Consider the following 20,756-nt stretch of genomic DNA (forward strand, 5'->3'; position numbering starts at 1 on the left):
ATAGATTGACAAGGGGATTAATGTGAGTTGAGCGATTTGCCGAGTAAAGCCAAGCGTGTCTGGAACAATAGGATGTTTAAAACTTTACTCATGTTCACCATATTAATCGTAAGCGTTTTCCTCGCCCACAAAATTCTCACCGTAATTTTAAGGACAGAGTACCCGTTATCTACACCGGAATCATGGAGCATGTGGCCGACAATTAGTAGAGGAGACCTGTTGATTATTCAAGGTGGATTGAGAGGTGAAGATATCCACGCGGATCCAAAGTACGGTGACATAATTGTTTTTAAGGATCCGAGGGGTGGATCCACCCCCATAGTTCATCGGGCAATATATAAAGGGTATGATGAAGGAAGGAAGATGTGGTTCTTTAGAACCAAGGGGGACAATAACTGGAGCGAGGATCCGTGGATAGTGTGGGAGGATGGCATATATGGTAAAGTCATCTTCATAATACCCTACCTAGGCTACTTTAGGATATATTTGGGTAATGAGGGAGGAATAGTGATTATAGCCATTTTAATAGTGGTTCTCTTAATATCAGAGAACTGGGATCTAATAAAGGAGAGAATAGGCAATAGAGGCAACAGTTCTAGTCAAAAATAATTCTGTGGAAAATAAATATAAATATATCCCATAACATAGAAAGTTCAAGTTACTTGTTAAATACATGTTGGGGGATGCCATTTAATGTCTCAGCAAACACAAGTCAAAGTTAGAATAGAAAACGTGGTTGCATCCGCAACACTAAATCAGAGAATAGACTTAAACGCTGTTGTCAAGGGTTATCCCGGAGTAGAATATCGCCCTGAGCAATTCCCAGGGCTAGTTTTTAGATTAAAGAGACCTAAAACTGCAACGTTGATTTTTAACTCTGGTAAGATGGTTTGCACAGGTGCGAAATCTGAGAGAGAAGCCCGTAGGGCGGTCATGAGGGTTATTAAGGAGCTTAAGAAGAGCGGAATAGTGATAGTTGGTAAGCCGGAATTAAAAATTCAGAATATTGTGGCCTCTGCAAATTTAAATGGTGTTATTGATCTAGAAAAGTCAGCTTACGTTCTAGGTAAGACGATGTATGAGCCGGAGCAATTCCCAGGTCTAATTTACCGAATGGATGATCCTAAGGTTGTTATACTTCTGTTTGCGAGTGGAAAACTCGTTTGTACGGGCGCTAAGAAAGAGGAGGACGTATATAGGGCTGTGGAGAACCTGCAGAAGAAGCTTGAGCGAGAAGGATTAATATATTATGAGCAAAGGTGACTCTAACTCTACTGGGGGACTTTAATCTGACTTTCACCGAATACTTTGATCATCACATGTTAAAAGAGGTTCTGGAAGAACCGGAAGTAATTAGAAGAACTATTGAGGAGGAGCGAGATAACATAAAGAACGTGGCCAGCGAGATCGCGTCTAAAGTTTTCGATATAGTGTACATAACTGGTAGCGGAACAAGCTATCATGCCGGGCTAGTGGCCCAATATGCGCTCTCAAGTCTCACGAATTTAGCGTCTAGCACCATACCGGCTTCGGAGTTCCAACGTTGGGTACCGCCAAGCATTTCACGAAGGTCTCTGGTAGTGGCTATATCCCAATCAGGGGAGAGCTCCGACATTATTGATGCAGTTAAATACGCGGTTAAGAGGAAAATGAGAGTTCTCGCAGTAACGAACACTCCTGGAAGCTCGCTTGCAAACCTAGCAGACTACGTAATAATTCCAAGGTCAGGCAAGGAGATCGCTGTTCCGGCAACAAAAACCTATGTGGCGCAACTTACAGCCGTCTTAATGTTTGCCATCGAATTAGCTGCGTTTAAAGAGAGCGAAACTGACATTAGCATTTTAAGAGAAAAATTCTTTAAGGTTCCGCTTTTAGTCGAAGAAATACTCAAGTTTTATAGGGAGAATATTCGTGAGACAGCCACAAAATATAAGGACAAAAACTTAATATTCGCCTTAGGCAGCGGGCCAAATTACGCTACTGCCCTAGAAACCGCCTTAAAGCTTAAAGAGACATGCATGGTTTTTGCTGAGGGATTCGCGACGCGGGAGTTTCTTCATGGTCCAATAAGGCTTGTTGATGAGAGAACGCTTATGATATTAATTTCCCCAATGGAAGAAGTTAATGATTACATTGAGTTATCGAGAAGCTTCAGGAGTTTTGGTGCAAAGGTAATCTCCGTTTTAGAGAAAACCGAGAATTCTGACGCTTTCCTCAAATTTTTTGATGATGTTTTTTTCGTTCCATACGGGTTGCCTAAAATTTTCTCTCCAATAATATTTATTGTTCCACTCCAATTATTCACATATTATGTGGCCATCTTTAAAGGTTTAAACCCGGATAAGCCGGAAAAGCTCGTGAAGGTGGTGAAGTAGAGTGAGAATAAAGGCTGTAACTTTCGATATTGAAGATACGCTTTACGATTCTTCTCTACAGATGAGGATGGCGAGACTTAACGCTATAAGAGCTATGATTGAGGCGGGTCTCCCAATAGATGTTGAAACAGGATATAAGAGGCTTGAAGAGATAGTTAACGAGTATGGTGCTCATTACGGTAAACATTTTGATAAGCTTCTCGAGCGTTTAGGGTTAAGATGGAACCCGAGGGTTATAGCGGCTGGAGTTGTCGCTTATCGAGAAACCAGTCAAGCGTATCTTAAACCATTCCCCGACACTGTTCCAACCTTGATTCAACTGCGTGACCACAAATATAAGCTGGGTGTTATCTCCGATGGCTTAGCTGTTAAGGAATGGCAGAAGCTGATACATCTCGGGGTTCATCACCTATTTCATTCAGTTGTGATATCCGAAGAATGTGGAACCCTGGAATTAACCGACGAAGTTTTCAGAAGATGTCTCAGGGAATTAAATGTTGAACCTCATGAAGCCATATATGTGAGCAGCAGGTTAAACAAGGCTATAAAAAACGCGAACAAAGTGGGGTTAATAAGTGTAAGACTTAGGAGAGGCGATCACTGCGTTGAGGAACCTGAGTCTCCAGAGGCTTGCGCAAAATATGAGATAGACAATCTTTCACAGATATTCGAAGTTATTGAGGAGGAGAAGCGTCAGTAGAAGCAGGGGATATATTCTCTTGCTCTAAACTTAACCTTTAGGCTTGAAGCCAAATCCTGAATCTTAGATATATCTATCTCCGGAAGCATCACCGCCGTAATCTCCACATCGAGAGACGCATCCCTAGCGACTTTAACGAACTCAATGGCGCTCTTATAGGCATTTGCGAAAACCGGTCTACAAATCCTATTATATGTTTCTTCATCATGCCCATTTATACTGACGCTCACCGCGTTAACACCTGAATCCTTAAGCTCTTCTACAACGTTTCTTCCGGGGTTAAGTAGGAGAGCGTGCCCATTCGTATCCAGTCTAATCCTAAGGGAGAGAAAATGCTCCCTGATCCATTTTGCAATTTCCAGTAGGCAATCAAGCCTAATAGTTGGCTCACCGAAGCCGCAGAAAACGGTCTCTCTCCATTTTCTCCTTGAGATATGTCGCTCTAGGTCTTCAACTATCTCGTTAACACTGGGTTCTTCGCTGAGCTTGAGGTTGAAGCCAGCTATGCCGCTCCAATAATTTTTAAAGCAGAAGTAGCAGTTGTTGGAGCAGCGATTAGTAATATTCAAGTAGAGCGTGTCGCCCAACCAGTATACGAAATCCTCCCTCCGCTTCAAATATTTCCCCTCAACCTTAAAACCATAATTCCAGCCATTATCTGGCAGCCGGAACACATGATGAAGACCGGCTCAAAGCCGACTACGCTGACTATCACTGCGGCAACGAAGGCTGCAAGGGACCCGGCAATGTCGTACGCGGATTCAGATAATCCTATAATTAGCCCCTTCCTCTTTCTGCTGCATACCTCAACAATAAGTGCTAGCCGCGCCGGATCCTGTAGGGCGTATGATAGCCCTAGGAAAAATTCTATTAGGTATAGATGCGTGAGTTCGTAGGCGAAAATATATGCTAGTGAGCATAAAGCGCCAAGCGTGACGCCTACTAAGAAAATAACTTTATTTCCGTAAATATCTATCATCTTGCCGGCCACCATCTTAAAAATTGCAGATGATATGCCAAAAATGGTTAGAAGAATGCCTATGTCTAATGTTGAGACGGGGAATCGATTAAGAACAAATATTGTATATATTGAGCCAAGCAGACCCGCCCCTAAGGAACTCAGAGTGCTCAGCGTGATCATGAAGAGTATCCGTTCTCTCCGCATAGGCTCTACCTCCAAAGGGTAGAGCGGAGACGTAGGAGATTTCTCTGAAACTATTCGTTGTTGAAATCAACATTCCGGGGTCTGCCCGCCTCCTAAATAAGTTATATAGCTTCGGCTTAAATAAGGGTTACGGGACGCTAAAATCAAATCGACTTGAAGTGCTCCCATCCCTTCCTCTCTACAATAACCCTTTTCCCATTGACCTCCATGCATATTTCCCTCTCACCTATAGCCTCGCCCACCTCTATCAGTTGCACTCCAATGCTGCCGAGAGCCTCTTTCGCCCTCTCAAACATGTTGGGTTTAACCGTGACGACAAGCTCATATTCTTCCCCACCATAAAGGCTTAAGTTGACTGGGTCAAGATTATATTCCTCAGCAAACCACTTTACTTCCGGCGCTATCGGAATATTCCTAATAAGAAACCCAACTTTACTGGCCTCCGAAAGCTCATAAAGGCTCCACGCTAAGCCATCACTTGAATCTATTGACGCCGTCAATGCCCCCAGATCCGCTAGAATTAAGCCTTCTCTAAGACGGGCTTTTGGTAACAAGACTGACTCGACCAGCGGCTTCCTTACATGAGCTGGTGGACTCAAACCCTCAAGCAGTATTCTAAGCCCAGCGGACGTTTTTCCAAAATATCCTGTCACCGCAAGTATATCGCCCGGCTTAGCCCCGCTCCGCTTGACAACTTTCTTCGCATCACATAACCCTATCATTAAACAGTCTATCACTAGGTCTGATGCTTCGTTTGTATCTCCACCCACAATGTAAACGCCATATTCTTTTGCCCCTTCACTCAAGCCTAAACCTATCTCCTCTATGTCTCTCTCAGTTAAGCTGGACGGTAAACCCAGAGAAACGAGGGCGGCTAGGGGCTTAACACCCTTGGCCGCAAAGTCGCTGACGCCCATAACTATAGCTTTCCTCGCCGCCTGCCTAAAACTCATGCCCGGTGGAACGTCAGTTCTGCCAACAAGCATATCGGCTTTCGCAACGATTAGCCTTTCATCATCAAGGCGGATAGCCGCCACATCGTCTCCGAAGGGTATAGGCATGTCGCTCATAGAGTTGAGTTTCTCTATGATAATTTTTATTATCTCTCTTTCACCCAGATCTCTAACCGACTTCACTGCGCTCCCTCGCTACTAGCATTGTCCTAAAAATCTGCTAGGATAGAAAAGTCTTATAGGTTTTAATGGATTCAAGGAGAACAAGGTTTTTGAGACCCTCTTCTGGTTTTTTAACGTCATATATCTTCACACCGGAGCATCTTCTTAACAAGTTGATTTTATCGGGGTATTCCCCGCCGGGAAGAATGAATATGACCACCTTATGCCCAAGATTCGAAGCGTCCTCAATGACCGGCAAAGCCTCCTCAATATTCTGCCATCCGCAGTCGGTAATGATAGTTATAAAGCAGTTGCCGCCGCTTTCCAATATCAATCTTCTAACTTCGTAGATTGGAAAGACCGTATATTCATCGAAAGCCATCGAAAGCACCATTTCCTTTAATTCGCTCGGCGAATCCCAAGATGCGGAAACATATCTTGTTGAAAAAGTTACCGTCGACGTTCGCCCACCAGCTTTATGGGCGGCTAAGTAGGCGATGAAAGCTGCTATGGCTGCCTCATCATGTATTTTTGACATGCTTAGGCTTGCATCTAGAATGGTTATTTCTGATGGAACATAACCGGTTACCAAGGATTGACCGTGGAAAGCGGGTTCCTCAACCCACTTTAAAGTTGTGAGTTCAGGTATCAGCGGCCCCTCGTCAAGACTTATGTCCAAATCTAAGTCTTCAATATCGTCCTCAATATACCAGTCGTCGGGATACTTTACGACGGCCCAAACAGGCTTCCTAATCCTGCTCTCGGATAAATAATGTATAATTATGTTTTCAGCCCTAGACTTATACCAGAGTCTTTTCCAAAACGCATCATCGAAGATTTTTGAGTTTATGTTTTCATATGGTTTCGAGAGAGAGCTCGGGAGACGCGGCTCCTCTAGAGCGAAACAGCGATCAGGCTTTTTAAGAGATTTAACTGTTTTCTCCTGTTTTCCTTCCCCGTAGCCCATGCCACCCTCCCTAATTTTTCCTAGTCTTGCCTTATGGGAGGCGAGCTCTTTCTCAAAAATTCTTTTTGACTTCTCCCTTTCCCCAGAGGGCAAACGGGGCTTAATCCATTGCTTAAAAAACTTCTCGGCATCAGAGACGCTTTCTATTTCGCCTAAAATCTCCTCGAAACTTCTCAACGAGCTCGGTAAAAGATCCTCTCTAACTGTAATTACGCCATCTCGTAAACTTTTCTCCACTCTTCTCCTCGAGAATATGTTTGGGGAAATACCTCTCAATTTTGAGAGCACCACCGCTATCATTTGAACCTTTGTATGCCATGGCTTACTAAGCCATATTATTGCTAAAAGCTCTTTAGAGATGTTTTCAAGAACCTTGCTGGATGGTTTGCGGATCGGGTTTATTTGAACATAGACTTCTTGGAGTAAAAGCTCGAGCAGAGAAGAAGCCTTCTTCAGGATCTTCATGAAGTATGGGATCTCACCGAATCTCCTTGGAAGATAATTTACGTTAATTTGGAGGTCGGCGAAAAGATGCGTGGCTAGGTAAGCGAGATCCCAGTCTCCGGTAACATTGAAGGCGGCTTTTTCTAGACTATATACTGTTCTAGCGTCATATGGACAGTAGTGGACGTGCGCCAATTCATGGCGAAAAAACCAGAGCAGATATTTGTATGGGTCGCAGCCCTCAGGAATAATTCTCGGGTTCACAAAGACTCTCCCATTAAGGGCTGAAAAAACCCTAGAGCCTTTAGGCATTCTATCGTCAACGGTAAGCTTAACGGGCGGACAATAGAGCTCTACCCACGCTTGGTTAAAAGCCTCTATCACGTGTTTAAATCGATCCTCCACTACCTTAGCCTCCATCGATCATAAATATGACTACCGTAGTGTACGCGCCAACCCATCTGCGTCGCCATATCCTCGCCCCGCTTGAGTAAACCCTCGCTGATCCACTTATCCTCAATCTTCATAAGCTCTTCAGCGAAGACGACATCTTCAACGGCGGCTTCCCTAGCTAATTTATATATTGATGGGTCGAAACCCTTCATCATTTCATTAAGTAGAGCCCACTGCCTCCTTATCCGCCTATTCTCCATTTTCACCCTTTCTCTTTCAAGTAAGCTCTGCAGATCCACTAAGATGTTCCTTGTCCGAATCAAATTTAGTCTATGCGGGAAAACCCATAAAGCCATCTGGAATAAATCGTCGACATCGCATTTTCCGTAAAGCCATTTAAATGCTTTCGCGAGGTTTATGAGGGCTACTGTGGCTCGCTCGCTCACGGGTTCTTTCACTATCCCACATACCTCACGTATAAAGTGGCAGCCTTCACAAAGTGTCGGCGGCTTAATCTCAGAATTCTCTTTATCGCGTACACATGACTGGAAATCTCTAACCATCAAGTTAATGTATCCGGTTAACTCCGCATCCAGCTCTACATCCGCAACCTCCATTCTAATTTCCTGAAGCTCATCAAAAGAAAGTATTTGCGGCATAGATTCAACCAAGTTCCAATCGTATCTCTCCAGCATTTCTTGAAGCTGAAATTTCTCGCTGAGCGTTAATGTTCTTAGAAAAACGCATATATCGAACCTGTCGTAGAATGGGGGTGGATGAATAAATGAAGTTGCGTCCGAAGGGTTCTCGTTTGCGATTAAAACATAATCGTCAACCCTAGATTTCTGTCCATAAGCCCAAACCTCACCGAACTGCATCAAGTGATGTATATTAGCCGTCGTATAGGGGTTTAGGCGGTTTAGCTCATCGATGCCTTTCCCACGGCTCTTGACGAAAGCGGCCCAAAGAACCCGTTCAACCCCCTCCTTCTCAAGCGACGGTATATGGAGCCTACCAACGACCTCGCCTCTCTTAACTTCGGATGCCCCTAAAACAACGACAAAATCGTCACCCGTTATGCCCTTAAGCAGTAAAAGCATAAGCGTTGATTTTCCAACGCCCCGTGGCGCACGTATAAGGGACGCTGAACGCGGATGCAGCTGATTTAACACGAGCGCCCTAATGGCTTCCCTGTTCGCAACAAAACGGTTCGCTATCTCCCTCTCCAACTCCACCACTTTATTTCGCAGATCCCGCGGCACTTCGCTCCCTCCTAAAGTAAGGCTAAGAATGCGGCTACAAGTGTTGCTGTCGTAAGCCCAAATATTATAATTTTCATCCTTCTAAGCTGCCTGCGAAGTCGGAGGTTCTCCTCCTCTAAATCATGGAGGCGTTCTCGAAGTATCTTCGCGACCTTTTGATCTATGATAACTGTTTTCGATAAATCCCCGCCTAAATATATTGAATCCATTATATCTGAGGAGCCTTTCTCAACTATAACCTTATCCGTTCTATCCCACCAAGATATTAAAAAACGCTCGCCGTCATCTAGACGTTTCTTCTCGAGGGGAGCTTTTCTCGCCTCAATCTCCAGAAAACTCTTATATTTTTCGCTGACGCTCATGGTTCCAAGCTCTATTATAAAGATGACTCGGGCGCAATTTATCTTTTCCTATGGGCTATAGGGTAGGCGTGGATTAAAAGGCTAAATAGGATCTGATTCTTTAGTAGTTTGCGGTGAGCGTAAACTTGAAGGTTTCAGAGGTAATAGTCAGGTTTTTAGAGAAGATTGGTGTGAACCTCATGTTTGGTTTGCCCGGCTCCCAAACCTGCCCGCTATACGACAGCCTTTTTTCCTCATCAATAAGACATGTGCTTGTTAGACATGAGCAGTCGGCGGCTTACATGGCTGACGCGTACGCAAAATTTACCGGAAATCTAGGGGTCTGCGATGGAACAGGTGGGCCGGGCGCAACAAACCTGTTAACGGGGGTTGCAACCGCGTGGACTGATAGCACACCTATACTAGTTCTTACTGGACAGCAACCCTTAAGTCACCTAAGTAAGGGGGCCTTTCAGGAAATCGACCATGTGTTGCTTTTCTCCCCAATATCTAAATGGTCTACTATGCTGGTTAAGCCGGAAAAAGCTGTTGAGACGCTGAAGAGGGCTGTTAGGATAGCTGTGTCTGGTAGACCCGGGCCAGTGCACGTGAACCTGCCAGTGGATATTCAAAGCCAGCATGTAGACTATAATGAGGAAGAGGTTTCAAGAGCAGCTTCACATATTTTCTCCACGTTTAAACCCTGCGGCGATCCCCTCGCCATAGACGCTGCGCTCAATCTTCTCATCGAATCTTTTAGGCCGGTTATCGTTTCAGGTGGCGGCGTGCATTATTCCAGCCGGGCGCATAGGGAGCTCAGAGAATTAGCAGAGTGCTTGAATATTCCGGTTGCTACAACATTTAATGGCAGAGGCTCATTCCCGGAGGATCATCCACTCTCTGTTGGAAGAATTGGCGTGCATGCTTCCACGTTTAGCAATAAGATTGTGTCTGAAGCCGACGTGATATTGGCTGTAGGGTGCAGGTTCGCCGCCTTAAGCACGAAGATGTGGAGCAACATAAATCCAGACGCAAGGTTGATTCACATTGATATAGATCCGGAAATTATTGACAGGAATTATCGCGCCGAGGTCGGCATCGTAGGCGATGCAAAAAAGGTTTTGTCCGAAATGCTGGAGAGAACCAAGAAGCTGAAATATCTTGGAGGAGATAGGCGCGAAGAGTGGCTCAAATACATAGAGCTCGTTAGAGAAGAGTGGAGAAGATCTAAGCATTACTCTGAGATGTTCTCGGAGAGAAGCCCGATAAAACCACAAAGGGTATGCGCTGAAATCCGGAAGACATGCAGTAAAGAAACCGTATTCACCCTAGATGCGGGGAACAATAAGATGTGGGCTTCAACATTCCTAGAAATCTATGAGCCGCACACTTGGATACAGTCCGGCTGCTTTGGACCCATGGGATACGCTATACCAGCAGCCATAGCATGTAGGTTAGCCCTCAAAGACGACAATAGAAGCGTCGTCGCCATATGCGGTGATGGAGGCTTTTATATGAGCATGCATGAGGTTGCGACGGCCATTCAGGAGAACGCGCCCATATTAATATGCATTTTTAATGATGGATCTCTAGGCACGATAAAGCATCGTCAAAGAGAACTCTATGGCAGAAGATTCCTCTCCGTCAATCTTAGAAACCCATCGTTCGCGGATATTGCGGAAGCGTTCGGCTGCCATGGAATAAGCGTTGAGACGCCTAATCAGCTTAAATCAGCTTTAGAAGATGGGTTAAGGGCTACGAGACGCGGTGAAACCGCAATCATAGATATTAAAATAGATGGGGAGGAGCCTCTCCCACCATAAAGAAGCGATTAAACCCTTATATCCAAAGTCTCACCTTAAGTCAAATGAAGGGATATCCATGGATCTAAACGCCTTGATGGAAAAAACCTACATTTTTCAGTTTCCTAGGAAAATAATCTTAGGGATTAATTCATCTGAAACTGTTGGATCTGAGGTTAAAGCGCTCAACGGAAGCAGAGTTTTACTTGTCACAGATAATAATCTAAGAGCTCTTGGCGTCACTAGAGAGGTTGAGGAGGCTCTTTCAGATGAAGGTCTAGCTTTCGAAGTGTTCAGCGATGTCGAGGCGGAACCCAGTCTAGAAGTGGCCGAGAGCATAGCTGAGTTCGCTAGAAACGGTAAGTACGATATAGTTGTTGGAGTTGGGGGAGGCAGCGTGCTAGACATGGCTAAAGTCGCATCTATAGCCGTGACTAATCCAGGTTTAATGAGGAGCTATGTTGGTGTAGATCTAGTCAAGAAACCTGGACTGCCAAAGATCCTTATGCCGACGACGGCTGGGACTGGTTCGGAGGTTACTAAGGTCGCTGTTATAACATTAGAGGAGGAAGAGGTAAAGTCGGCGATAATAAGCCCATACCTACTTAGCGACACGTCAATAGTAGACCCTAAGCTAACTCTCAGTATGCCTCAAAAAATAGCAGCTTCAACTGGTTTGGATGCGTTGAGCCATGCGCTTGAAGCAGTGATGGCGGTCAACGCTAACCCATTAACTGACGCGTTGGCCCTGCAAGCCATCAAAATAATATGTGAATACCTGCCGCGATCCTATAGTAGCGGTGATTTGGAGAGCAGAGTCAACATGAGTTTAGGATCTTTAATGGCCGGCATGGCGTTTGCGAACTCATGGGTATGTTTAGGACACGCTCTCGCATACTCGTTCTCCGTAGCCTATAGGGTGCCGCATGGCGTCTCCTGCGGTTTAGCCCTACCATACGCCTTTAAGTTCAATATGCCAGCAATTTCTCATAAAATTCCTCAAATTGCTGAAGCCATTGGGCTCCCTAGAGAAAAGGTTGCGGGCGACAGTCTTGGGGAGCTGATTCTACATAAGCTTTTGAATCTGCTGAGGGATCTTAACATGCCTAGAAGCCTGAAAGATATAGGTGTACCTGAAAGTGATATTAGGAAAATCGCAGGCAAATTGTTAACTTTCACGCGTCTAATTCAGAGAAACCCAAGAAATATATCTAAAGAAGACGCTTTAAGCCTAGTTGCAGAAATGTGGCATGGTTTCGAGTGAAAACTAATCGGTGAAAACGATTGCCCAAACGCCCAATAATCACTCTACTCTCAGATTTCGGCCTTAGAGACTCTTACGTTGCTGAGATGAAAGCCGTTATACTTTCGATATCTCCAAACGCGCATATAGTTGACATAAGCCATGAGGTTAGAAAATTCGATGTTAGAATGGGAGCTTTCCTATTAGCACGCGCAGCACCATTCTTTCCAAAAGGAACCGTACATGTAGCCATCGTTGACCCTGGGGTAGGCACGGAAAGGCGGCCGATAATAGTTGAAACCAGGAGGAGTTTCTATGTGGGTCCGGACAATGGTTTATTGATGCTTTCTGCTCAGAGAGAAAACGTTAGACACGTATATGTTGTAGAGAACAGGAAATACATGCTCAAAAGTATTTCGAGGACTTTTCATGGGAGAGATATATTTGCGCCGGCTGCAGCGTATTTAACGAGAGGTGTTCCGCCCTCAGAGATGGGTTCAGAAATATTTGATCCCATTATGCCTAGTTTCGCTAGGCCTAAAGTGTTAGACCGCTCCATTAGAGGCGAAATAATACATATTGATGACTTCGGAAATCTAATTACAAACATAACGTATTCAGATCTGAAGCTCCTTGGGATCAAAGAAAGCGGCAATCTACTTGTTGAACTTGGAAAAGAGAAAATGTTGCTGAGATTTTGTAAGGCTTACGGCGAAGCCGAAATCGGCACGCCTCTCGCGATAATTGGAAGCTGCAATTTTCTTGAGATAGCGGTAAATCAAGGTAACGCCTCAAAGTTCTTCGGGGTTAAAGATGGTGAAGGAATAATCATCCATAAAATAGGTTAAGGCGAGAGGCGGGTTATCGATAAATAAAATTAAATTCTTAAGTTATATCTTTCACCAATTATTTGCGGTGAGATCATGATAAAGATCCAGAGCAAGGATAAAGTTGCTCCCGTGCCAAAACATGGTGAAGCAATTTACCGTGATCTTTTCTGCGCGAGCTTAGATGATAGCTCAAATAAGGATCCTGAGAGCGAATGTCTCCAAACCATGTGGAAATGCTGGATAACCACTGTGCCGCCTAAGGTTGAAATAAAACCCCATGTCCACAAGGATCATGAGCAAATATATTATTTAGTTAAGGGTTCTGGGATAATCCTTGTAGGCGACGAGAAAGCTGAGGTTAAAGCCGGCGACTGCATATATCTGCCAAGCGACGTACCTCACGGCTTCATCAACAACAGTAACGAAGAGACTGAGATATTCTGTGTCGGCGCAAACATATTTAGGCCATGGATAGCGAAGAGACAAAGATAGAATTAAGAATTATGGGCTAATCATTCCTCAAAGAATTTTTCTCCTTCCATTAAATTCTTTCTCGCAACCTTCTCGTTCAGCTCTATTCCAAGCCCGGGGCCCTCGGGGACAGATATATATCCGTCTTTTATTATTGGTTTGCTGATGCCGTCCACTAGATCCTCCCACCAAGGCACCGCGACCGCGTGAAACTCGACAGCTATTAGGTTTTCAGGCATGGCTGCCGCGGCGTGAACATTAGCGATTGTAGCTACTGGTGAGGCGGCGTTGTGAGGGGCTATGGATATTCCATGAAGATCCGCCAGCCACCCAACCTTTTTTGTCTCCATTATCCCGCCGCAGGTCAACATGTCTGGGGCAGCTATATCTATGGCTCTTTCCTCAATAAGGGGTCTAAAACCCGCCACGGTATATATGTCCTCTCCAGTCAATATTGGGGTTCTAAGCGCTCTGCTAACGATCTTAAGCCCCTTCACATCTCTCCAGTCCATTATATCCTCTATCCAAAGTAATCCGTATGGTTCAACGGCCTTACCAAATCTGATAGCCCCCTCTATAGTGCCGCCTTGATAGGCGTCTAGGGCTAGCGGAAACTCGTCCCCCAAGGCTTTTCTTAACGCCTCAACCACCGATCTCTCATATTTAATCGCTTTATTGGTCGGGATCCTGCCAATCAGCGCGTCTTTACCAGCATAATGTGGGTGGAGATCAAACTTCAGTATGGTGAAACCCATGGCTTTGATCCTTCTAGCAGCCTCAGCGTACGCTTCAGGCGTATAAAATTCCTCAAACCCCTCAAATAAATAGTCTCTTGACGCGTCCGCTATGGCTCTTCCAGCGTGACAGTCGCAGTAAATTCTAACCTTCTCCCTAAACCTGCCGCCTATAAGCTTGTAGACCGGGGCTCCAAGGGACTTGCCCAGAATATCCCACAACGCTATTTCAACCCCACTTACAGCGCCGCCGAAACGCCCCTCCGCGCCGTATACTATTATTTTTCTGAAAATCCGCTCTATGTTTGTTGGGTCTTCGCCAATAAGAACCTTCTTTAGGCGAAGGATCTGCTCTTTTAAGGGTATAGTGTGGTGCTGTGCTGGAGAGTAATCTCGGGCTTCACCTAAACCATCAATCCCCTCATCTGTTTCAACCCTTATTAAGGGCCAGCAGAAGTTCCCTCTGAGAATGGCCACCTTAATATCAGTTATTTTCAACTTTTCACCGCCCGAAGAAAAGACAATTAATTATCTTGCTCCATTTCCCTTAAAGCCCTCTCAGCAAAGAATCTTATATCAATATCAGGATCGCTTGTCATTTTTTGAAGCCTCTCTTTTGCCTCCGGACCAGTAGCTATCTTTAAGTATTCCCTCAGTATTTCCTCATCTACTTTTTCATCCTTTGATATTGCAGCTATATTTTCCTCCAGCTCGCTTAAGTTATTGACCGAAGGCACAACGGTTGAGATCTCTGGAGACCTAAGAATCCACTTTAAACATAGCTGGGCGGGTGTATATGGGCTTCTCTCCTCACCTTTAACCGGTCCAAACCTCATGAAAGGTATTCCGTAGTAGGGCCAGCAGAAAGGCTTCATTGCGACTACTCCAATCTCCATTGCCCTGCAAAGCGGGAAAAGAACATCCCTAGTCTCCTGCAAATGATAATTATATCTCACCATAACAACATCGAAGCAATCATGCTTCCTTATAAGCTCAGCTAAGAACTTGGGCTCATGACTCGACGCGCCAATCCACCTCACCTTCTCCTCCTCTCTGGCCTCATTGACGACACTCATGTAAACGCTAAATTTTTCCCTCGAGTAAAAGTCCTCGGGGAAATGCAAATTAAAGACGTCGACGTATTTTGTGTTCAAGTTGTTTAGAATCTTCTCTATTTCATCCATGAGAATGTCTCTCCACTTGGATCGGGGGTTCTCGCTCATCTTCCTGAATGGAAAGACTATCATGGCGGCAATGTGTATCTTTTCCCTATTGACCCCAAGGGATTTTAGAGCGTTACCCAGCGATATAACCTCCTCCATCTGCGTCGTATCAAAATAGTTTATGCCAGCCTCTACAGCCCTCTTAACGATCTCGTTTCGCATCGGCTGCGTCGCCATAAGCTTCTCCATATCTATCTCCCCCCACCTGAGAAGAGTTGTTGGAAGAGGACGTCTGTACTCGTGTCCGCCAAGACCTATCTCTGAAACCGTTAATCCCGTTCTCCCTAAAACCCTATACTTCATGATTCTAAACCCCTCTATACTTTAGGAAAACTGTAAACTAAATAAATGTAATGGGAAACACGCGTTGTCCCAGGAGCTTTTCATCAACATTTTTCCTTCATAGAGATAAAGGCTGAGAAAACATTAGCCTATTATTCTCGCCTAACTATTTTTGCCCCCTGTCCCGGTTTAGCGCAGAAGGACATGCTTTTTACGCCTACCTCCTCAAACGCCTCCTTCATTGCCAACGCAACCTCCTCAACGCTGTTTTTCTCCGAGTCTACAAGTGCTATTACCGAGGGGCCCGCCCCGCTTATAGCTACCCCTGCAGCCCCTGACTTTAAGGCTCTGTCCTTAACGCTGCTTAACCCCGGAATCAAGTGAGCCCTAGCCGGCTCAACAACCGCGTCAATCATGCCTTTACCCATGATTTCAACGCTTCTCAGCGCTATTCCGGCCACAAAAGTTGCGGCGCGCCCAACATTATGCACCATGCTCGAAAGGCTGATCTTGCTCGGCAGAACAGATCTTGCGAGCCTAGTGTCGACTCTTATTTCTGGCAGAACAACAGCGAACTCGGCGTTCGGCGGCAATTTTAAATTTAAAACGTCCAGCGGTCTCCTAGAAGTTACCAGTATGAAGTCTCCTAGGATCGCTGCAGAAACATTATCGGCGTGGGGCGCCCCAGCCGAAGCTGATTCGCCCAGAGCAGCGGTCTCTATGAGCTGAAGGGGGCTTAAATTTAAGCCTAAAAGATCGTTTACGGCTACGGCTGCTGCAGCCGCGCTAGCGGCACTGCTGCCAAGCCCACTTCCAGGCCTTATACCCTTATAAATCCTCATATTTAAGCCGCATTTTTCCCTCGAATACTTCAGCATTTCCAGCGCGACTACTCCGGCAGTATTCATCTCAGGTTTAACCGGTATCTCCTTAGACCCCTCTCCATAAACCTCGATCTTAACAACTTCGTCTGACATCCTTTCGACGATGACTCTGTCGAAGAGCATGTCTAGCGCCACTCCAAACACATCGAAGCCAGCGCCTAAATTTGCCGAGGTGGCTGGAGCTATGGCTTCAACAATTGTGAACTCCAAGGTTTATCACCAGAGTAAAAATATTTTTGAGGATAAGTCTAATATTAAAGTTTAATCGCTCACTCTCAGTTTAATAGTAGGAGGTGATGGAGGTTAATGGATGTATTTGAGGCTTTTTTAGGTAGGCGTAGCGTAAGAAGATACTTAAGTAAGCCCGTCGAAGAAGAAAAACTCATTAAGTGCCTATACGCGGCCACATGGGCTCCATCAGCACATAACTCGCAACACTGGAACTTTATCGTCGTGACTGACCAAGAGACCAGAAGAAGAATGGCTGAGATTCATAGATGGGGAAGATTTATGGCCGAGTCCCCTGTAGTCATAGCTGTTCTTGGAGACCCCTCCAAATCAAGTTTCTGGCGTGAAGATTTAGGTGCAGCTATACAAAACATGCTTCTGGCAGCGTACGCACAGGGCTTAGGAACATGTTGGATGAGTGTTGCAGACACCCCTTATGAAGAGCCCATAAAGAAGCTTTTAGGTATACCGGAGAATTTAAGGGTTCTATGCACGGTGGCGCTCGGCTACCCGGCTGAGAAGCCTTCTGGGAAAAGAGAAAAATTGAGCCGAAAGGTGCATTGGGAGAAATATGGTGTTCAGAGGGAGATTAAAGAGCCGGTGATTTCAGAGAAACCGCTTTAAACTGCCCTAATATCTGTTACAGAAATCTTTTCGTGCCGTGGTGCCAGCACGTTTATATTAGTCAAAATTATTTAATCATTCAAAAGACGGTGTTTCGAATGAGCGTTCCTCTGGAGAGGATTGATAAATATATTTGGCGCATACCCAAGTACAGATCCGGCATGCGGGTTCCGGGAGTAGTCTTCGCGGATGAAGATTTACTTGAGAAAATGAAGACGGATAAAACTTTAGAGCAATGCGCTAATGTAGCCCACTTACCCGGCATATACAAGTACTCCATAACACTACCAGACGGACATGAAGGTTATGGCTTCCCAATAGGTGGTGTCGCAGCAACCGATTATGAGGAGGGCGTAATAAGCCCGGGCGGCGTGGGCTACGACATTAATTGCGGTGTAAGGCTCCTAGCGACGAACTTTTCAGAGAAAGATGTTAGGCCGAAGCTGAGCGAGTTGGCGACAGTGATATTCCACAATGTTCCAAGCGGGCTCGGCAGCCACAGAAAAGACTTCACGGTTTCCATGAATGAGCTTGACAAGATAACAAGGGAGGGCATACCATACCTTGTAGACAAGGGCTATGGTTGGCCGGAAGACATCGAGCATTGCGAGGAACGAGGATGCATGCCTGGCGCAAACCCAGAGAAGGTTTCAAGCACCGCTAAGAGGAGAGGGGCCCCCGAGCTCGGAACGCTTGGCTCAGGAAACCACTTTCTGGAAATACAGAAGGTTGACAGAATATTCAATGAGAAGGTTGCCAAGGCGCTTGGGATAACCCATGAAGGGCAGGTTACAGTGATGATCCATACCGGTTCCCGCGGGTATGGTCATCAAATATGTTCAGATTATCTACGGGTTATGGAGAGAGCCGTACACAAATACCACATAGAACTGCCTGACAGGGAGCTGGCATGCGCCCCCGGGCCCAGCCCAGAAGCCCAAGACTACTATCAGGCTATGGCATGCGCTGTGAATTATGCTTTTGCCAATAGGCACATGATTACTCACTGGGTTAGACAGAGCTTTGAGCAAGTGTTTAAGTCATCGGCGGATAAGCTTGGACTATGTACGGTATATGATGTTGCCCACAATATTGCTAAAATTGAAGAGCATACTGTTGACGGTAAAACTGTGAAGGTTTGGGTTCATAGGAAAGGGGCGACAAGAGCCTTTCCGCCTGGACATAAAGATGTCCCGGCAGATTACCGCAGCCTCGGTCAACCGGTTATAATACCTGGATCTATGGGCACGAGCTCTTGGGTTTTAGTTGGCACGCCTAGAGCTATGGAGTTAACCTTCGGCTCAACCGCTCATGGAGCGGGGAGAATGCTTAGCCGCGCAGCCGCAACTAGACGCTTTACTGGTGGAGAGATAAGGAGGCAGCTTGAGAGCCGGGGTATAGTTGTTAGGGCTGCAAGCATGACGGTCCTAGCCGAGGAGGCTGATCCAGCGTATAAGAACGTTGATAGGGTTGCTGAGGTAAGTAACGCTGTTGGCATAGCAACCTTTGTGGCTAGGCTTGTCCCGATAGCTGTCGTTAAAGGTTAAGGTTAGGCTCTCAGAGAGATTAGGGAGCTATAACACCATAATTTCTTTTCCCTTTCGGTTAAATATTTAAAAGCGGAGTTTAACCAGTAAGCCTAATTAGAGGTGAATTTATGGAAGCCGAGTTAAACGATTCGTCGATTTACGAGGAGCATAACGTCGAGGTTAGAGAGCTTTGGAAAGAATTTGAGCACGGAAAACCGCGTAGAATACCAACCATGTGGTCGATGAACTATAAAATGATTCTTCTAGATCCATCCTTAAACGTCTGGGGCTATAGCTTCATGGACGTTTTCGATAAGCCTGACGTCATGTTAAAAGTGTTATTGGAGTTTGAGTATTGGAGGAGACATAACGTTTGGTGCGATTGGGAAATGGGGTTGCCGAGCAAATGGGATATAGCCGTAAACTTTCAGAACGTCTATGAGTCAGCGTGGCTTGGAGCCCCCATCTTCTACACTTCAACCAATGTTCCGGACATAAGCCCCTTCCTAAAAAATAAAGAAGAAATGAGGAGATTTATGGAAAAAGGCGTACCTGACCCATTCTCCGGGTTCATGTGTAAAGTTAGAAGGTTCTACGAGTATTTTCTAGAGAAAAAGAAGGAGGGCCTCACGTTTAAAGGCGTCCCTATCGGGGAAGTCGGCGCACCGATAGGCACAGATGGACCGTTTACTATAGCCGTTAACATAACTGGTGGAGAGATTCTCAGGGTACTGTGTTCCGATCAATGCTTCGTTGAGAAGTTTTTATGGTTTATAACCGACGCTCTAATAGAGAGAATGAGGGCTTGGCATAGGCTTCTCGGCAAATCTTTCCCATACGAAGGTTTCATGTTCGCCGATGACTCAATTCAGCTACTTTCGCCTAGGCTGTATAGGAGCCTTGTCCTCCCCCTACATAAAGAAATAGTTAAAACATTTTGCGTCGGAAGACCGGGAATACATTTATGTGGCGCCGTCGAGCAGCATTTAAAAACTCTTAAGGAAGAGCTTAACATAAGATTTTTAGATACAGGTTTCCCGCTGAACCTTGAAAGGGCTAGGGAGATTCTAGGCGAAGACGTGATCATAAGGGGGAACCTAAACATATTAACCCTTCTAGAAGGGCCGAAGAGCAGGATAAGGGAGGAAACGTTCAGGATAATAGGTTCAAAAGTCACTAAGGGGAAAAAGTTTATTTTTGGAGAGGGAAATAACGTTGCGCCTAAAACTCCCCCCGAAAACTTGAATTATGCTTATAAAATTGTAAAAGAGTATGGGGAATACGAAAACTAACCGTCTAGCCCCTACTCTTCCTTCTCCTCCTTGTAGACCGTATGCAAGACCTCTTTTATCCTCTTTGTGGTCTTTGGACCGAAACCATAAACGTCTTTTGGCCAGCGCTCAACGTTAGCCAGCGCGTTAAATGGTGTTTTATAAATTTTTAGCAGATCCACAGCCTTCTCCCTCCCTATGTTTGGGAGGCTGGATAGGAAGTATATTTGCGCTTCAGCCAGAGTCTCCGTCTTTTTTACTGGGTGTATAACTAGCGTTCTTTTTTCCGCAAACTGCTCCTGCTTGGCTGACGTGTAGAGGAAGTCTATTGTTTCCTTGTAGCTTGTTGTATGAACCATGTTTATGCCGTTTTTCGCTAGGGCAAATATGGCTCCCCATACTGAAGAGGGATTAATCCTGCTAAACTTATATATTATTGGAAAATAGCCCTCAATCAATATGAACGGTTTCGGGTAGGCTTCTTTCAAGAGAAAGAGCTGCTCAAAAAGATGTCTATGGGTAAGCGTGTAGACAAAGTCCCGCACGGTCTTCCTTTCAAAGGCGCATTCATCGGAGATCACATAGTCCCCTTTATCAAGGGCTTCAATCCTTATCAGCGCACCAAGCTCCTTTAAGCCCTTAACTATTTTAGGCGCCGAGCTCGCTTCTCTACTATCAACTACTATTATCGGCTGCTCTGATCCGCTCCCTCTAATATATGGTAAAAGGCTCTCTGACCCAGACATCCTCTTTAATCCCATGCATCTCTTCAGCATTAACTCATTAGATACTGAAACTTTATTTCATTCTTCCTATTTAAATACCTTTTAGGAAAAATAATATTGATTTAAGCATAGCAAGCCAAAATCGGCT

Annotated in this window: 21 protein-coding genes; 11 read left to right on the forward strand and 10 right to left on the reverse strand. The window is 45.3% G+C overall.

Going from position 1 to position 20,756, the window contains the following annotated elements; translation table 11 throughout:
• Positions 1 to 27: 27 nt before the first annotated feature.
• The 4 genes from QXR61_00725 (at position 28) to QXR61_00740 (ending at position 3,075) form a co-directional block, all read left to right on the forward strand.
• Entirely contained in the window at positions 28 to 609 is a 582-nt protein-coding gene (locus QXR61_00725) for a signal peptidase I (protein ID MEM3756476.1), read from the forward strand.
• A gap of 84 nt (positions 610 to 693) precedes the next feature.
• On the forward strand, positions 694 to 1,263 hold the full coding sequence (locus tag QXR61_00730; GenBank protein ID MEM3756477.1) for a TATA-box-binding protein: 570 nt from the start codon (positions 694 to 696) through the stop codon (positions 1,261 to 1,263).
• The gene (locus QXR61_00735; GenBank protein ID MEM3756478.1) at positions 1,260 to 2,375 is read left to right on the forward strand and encodes an SIS domain-containing protein; all 1,116 of its coding nucleotides are present in this window, start codon (positions 1,260 to 1,262) and stop codon (positions 2,373 to 2,375) included. Before QXR61_00730 ends, QXR61_00735 begins: the two co-directional genes overlap by 4 nt.
• A gap of 1 nt (position 2,376) precedes the next feature.
• On the forward strand, positions 2,377 to 3,075 hold the full coding sequence (locus tag QXR61_00740) for an HAD family hydrolase (GenBank protein ID MEM3756479.1): 699 nt from the start codon (positions 2,377 to 2,379) through the stop codon (positions 3,073 to 3,075).
• Here QXR61_00740 and QXR61_00745 read toward each other — a convergent pair.
• The 6 genes from QXR61_00745 to QXR61_00770 form a co-directional block, all read right to left on the reverse strand.
• Positions 3,069 to 3,692 carry a TatD family nuclease-associated radical SAM protein gene (locus QXR61_00745; protein MEM3756480.1) on the reverse strand — a complete coding sequence of 208 codons (624 nt, stop codon included), beginning with the start codon at positions 3,690 to 3,692 and terminating at the stop codon, positions 3,069 to 3,071. The two genes, QXR61_00740 and QXR61_00745, sit on opposite strands and share 7 nt — an antisense overlap.
• Entirely contained in the window at positions 3,689 to 4,240 is a 552-nt protein-coding gene (locus tag QXR61_00750) for an MFS transporter (protein ID MEM3756481.1), read from the reverse strand. Before QXR61_00750 ends, QXR61_00745 begins: the two co-directional genes overlap by 4 nt.
• Positions 4,241 to 4,383: 143 nt before the next feature.
• Positions 4,384 to 5,376, reverse strand: coding sequence for a thiamine-phosphate kinase (thiL, locus tag QXR61_00755; protein ID MEM3756482.1), 993 nt, complete (start codon positions 5,374 to 5,376; stop codon positions 4,384 to 4,386).
• 37 nt (positions 5,377 to 5,413) lie between these two features.
• Positions 5,414 to 7,171 (reverse strand): hypothetical protein, encoded by a 1,758-nt coding sequence (locus QXR61_00760; GenBank protein ID MEM3756483.1) that lies wholly within the window; start codon positions 7,169 to 7,171, stop codon positions 5,414 to 5,416.
• The gene (locus QXR61_00765; protein MEM3756484.1) at positions 7,171 to 8,421 is read right to left on the reverse strand and encodes an AAA family ATPase; all 1,251 of its coding nucleotides are present in this window, start codon (positions 8,419 to 8,421) and stop codon (positions 7,171 to 7,173) included. Before QXR61_00765 ends, QXR61_00760 begins: the two co-directional genes overlap by 1 nt.
• An 11-nt stretch (positions 8,422 to 8,432) precedes the next feature.
• Positions 8,433 to 8,783, reverse strand: a complete 351-nt coding sequence (locus QXR61_00770; GenBank protein MEM3756485.1) for a hypothetical protein — start codon at positions 8,781 to 8,783, stop codon at positions 8,433 to 8,435.
• Positions 8,784 to 8,908: 125 nt separating this feature from the next.
• Here QXR61_00770 and QXR61_00775 point away from each other — a divergent pair, with 125 nt between their 5' ends.
• The 4 genes from QXR61_00775 (at position 8,909) to QXR61_00790 (ending at position 13,129) form a co-directional block, all read left to right on the forward strand.
• Positions 8,909 to 10,585, forward strand: coding sequence for a thiamine pyrophosphate-binding protein (locus QXR61_00775; GenBank protein ID MEM3756486.1), 1,677 nt, complete (start codon positions 8,909 to 8,911; stop codon positions 10,583 to 10,585).
• Positions 10,586 to 10,643: 58 nt separating this feature from the next.
• The gene (locus QXR61_00780) at positions 10,644 to 11,828 is read left to right on the forward strand and encodes an iron-containing alcohol dehydrogenase (GenBank protein MEM3756487.1); all 1,185 of its coding nucleotides are present in this window, start codon (positions 10,644 to 10,646) and stop codon (positions 11,826 to 11,828) included.
• 20 nt (positions 11,829 to 11,848) lie between these two features.
• On the forward strand, positions 11,849 to 12,655 hold the full coding sequence (locus tag QXR61_00785) for an SAM-dependent chlorinase/fluorinase (GenBank protein MEM3756488.1): 807 nt from the start codon (positions 11,849 to 11,851) through the stop codon (positions 12,653 to 12,655).
• A 75-nt stretch (positions 12,656 to 12,730) separates the two neighbouring features.
• The gene (locus QXR61_00790) at positions 12,731 to 13,129 is read left to right on the forward strand and encodes a cupin domain-containing protein (GenBank protein MEM3756489.1); all 399 of its coding nucleotides are present in this window, start codon (positions 12,731 to 12,733) and stop codon (positions 13,127 to 13,129) included.
• A 20-nt stretch (positions 13,130 to 13,149) separates the two neighbouring features.
• Here the strand turns inward: QXR61_00790 and QXR61_00795 are convergent, their stop codons facing one another.
• The 3 genes from QXR61_00795 to QXR61_00805 all read right to left on the reverse strand — a co-directional run bounded on the left by QXR61_00795 (position 13,150) and on the right by QXR61_00805 (position 16,441).
• Positions 13,150 to 14,340, reverse strand: a complete 1,191-nt coding sequence (locus QXR61_00795) for a mandelate racemase/muconate lactonizing enzyme family protein (protein MEM3756490.1) — start codon at positions 14,338 to 14,340, stop codon at positions 13,150 to 13,152.
• 26 nt (positions 14,341 to 14,366) lie between these two features.
• Positions 14,367 to 15,368: an aldo/keto reductase gene (locus QXR61_00800; protein MEM3756491.1), complete on the reverse strand. Its 1,002-nt coding sequence runs from the start codon at positions 15,366 to 15,368 to the stop codon at positions 14,367 to 14,369.
• Between the two features lie 131 nt (positions 15,369 to 15,499).
• Complete coding sequence (locus QXR61_00805) at positions 15,500 to 16,441, reverse strand: homoserine kinase (protein ID MEM3756492.1); 942 nt, start codon at positions 16,439 to 16,441, stop codon at positions 15,500 to 15,502.
• Between the two features lie 96 nt (positions 16,442 to 16,537).
• On the opposite strand from QXR61_00805, the gene QXR61_00810 reads away from it, so the two are divergent.
• From QXR61_00810 to QXR61_00820, 3 genes are all read left to right on the forward strand, one after another.
• The gene (locus QXR61_00810) at positions 16,538 to 17,083 is read left to right on the forward strand and encodes a nitroreductase family protein (protein ID MEM3756493.1); all 546 of its coding nucleotides are present in this window, start codon (positions 16,538 to 16,540) and stop codon (positions 17,081 to 17,083) included.
• Between the two features lie 98 nt (positions 17,084 to 17,181).
• Complete coding sequence (locus QXR61_00815) at positions 17,182 to 18,630, forward strand: RtcB family protein (protein ID MEM3756494.1); 1,449 nt, start codon at positions 17,182 to 17,184, stop codon at positions 18,628 to 18,630.
• Between the two features lie 110 nt (positions 18,631 to 18,740).
• Entirely contained in the window at positions 18,741 to 19,904 is a 1,164-nt protein-coding gene (locus tag QXR61_00820; GenBank protein ID MEM3756495.1) for a uroporphyrinogen decarboxylase family protein, read from the forward strand.
• 11 nt (positions 19,905 to 19,915) lie between these two features.
• Here QXR61_00820 and QXR61_00825 read toward each other — a convergent pair whose 3' ends face one another.
• Positions 19,916 to 20,629, reverse strand: coding sequence for an ERCC4 domain-containing protein (locus QXR61_00825; GenBank protein ID MEM3756496.1), 714 nt, complete (start codon positions 20,627 to 20,629; stop codon positions 19,916 to 19,918).
• Between the last annotated feature and the right edge of the window lie 127 nt (positions 20,630 to 20,756).

This window comes from Candidatus Bathyarchaeia archaeon (assembly GCA_038882715.1).
Lineage (GTDB): Archaea > Thermoproteota > Bathyarchaeia > Bathyarchaeales > DTEX01 > DTEX01.

Coding starts and splice junctions, on each gene's coding strand:
- QXR61_00730 (MEM3756477.1), top strand. CDS start 694: ATGTCTCAGCAAACACAAGTCAAAGTTAGAATAGAAAACGTGGTTGCA.
- QXR61_00750 (MEM3756481.1), bottom strand. CDS start 4,240: ATGCGGAGAGAACGGATACTCTTCATGATCACGCTGAGCACTCTGAGT.
- QXR61_00770 (MEM3756485.1), bottom strand. CDS start 8,783: ATGAGCGTCAGCGAAAAATATAAGAGTTTTCTGGAGATTGAGGCGAGA.
- QXR61_00780 (MEM3756487.1), top strand. CDS start 10,644: ATGGATCTAAACGCCTTGATGGAAAAAACCTACATTTTTCAGTTTCCT.
- QXR61_00790 (MEM3756489.1), top strand. CDS start 12,731: ATGATAAAGATCCAGAGCAAGGATAAAGTTGCTCCCGTGCCAAAACAT.
- QXR61_00800 (MEM3756491.1), bottom strand. CDS start 15,368: ATGAAGTATAGGGTTTTAGGGAGAACGGGATTAACGGTTTCAGAGATA.
- QXR61_00810 (MEM3756493.1), top strand. CDS start 16,538: ATGGATGTATTTGAGGCTTTTTTAGGTAGGCGTAGCGTAAGAAGATAC.
- QXR61_00815 (MEM3756494.1), top strand. CDS start 17,182: ATGAGCGTTCCTCTGGAGAGGATTGATAAATATATTTGGCGCATACCC.
- QXR61_00820 (MEM3756495.1), top strand. CDS start 18,741: ATGGAAGCCGAGTTAAACGATTCGTCGATTTACGAGGAGCATAACGTC.
- QXR61_00825 (MEM3756496.1), bottom strand. CDS start 20,629: ATGTCTGGGTCAGAGAGCCTTTTACCATATATTAGAGGGAGCGGATCA.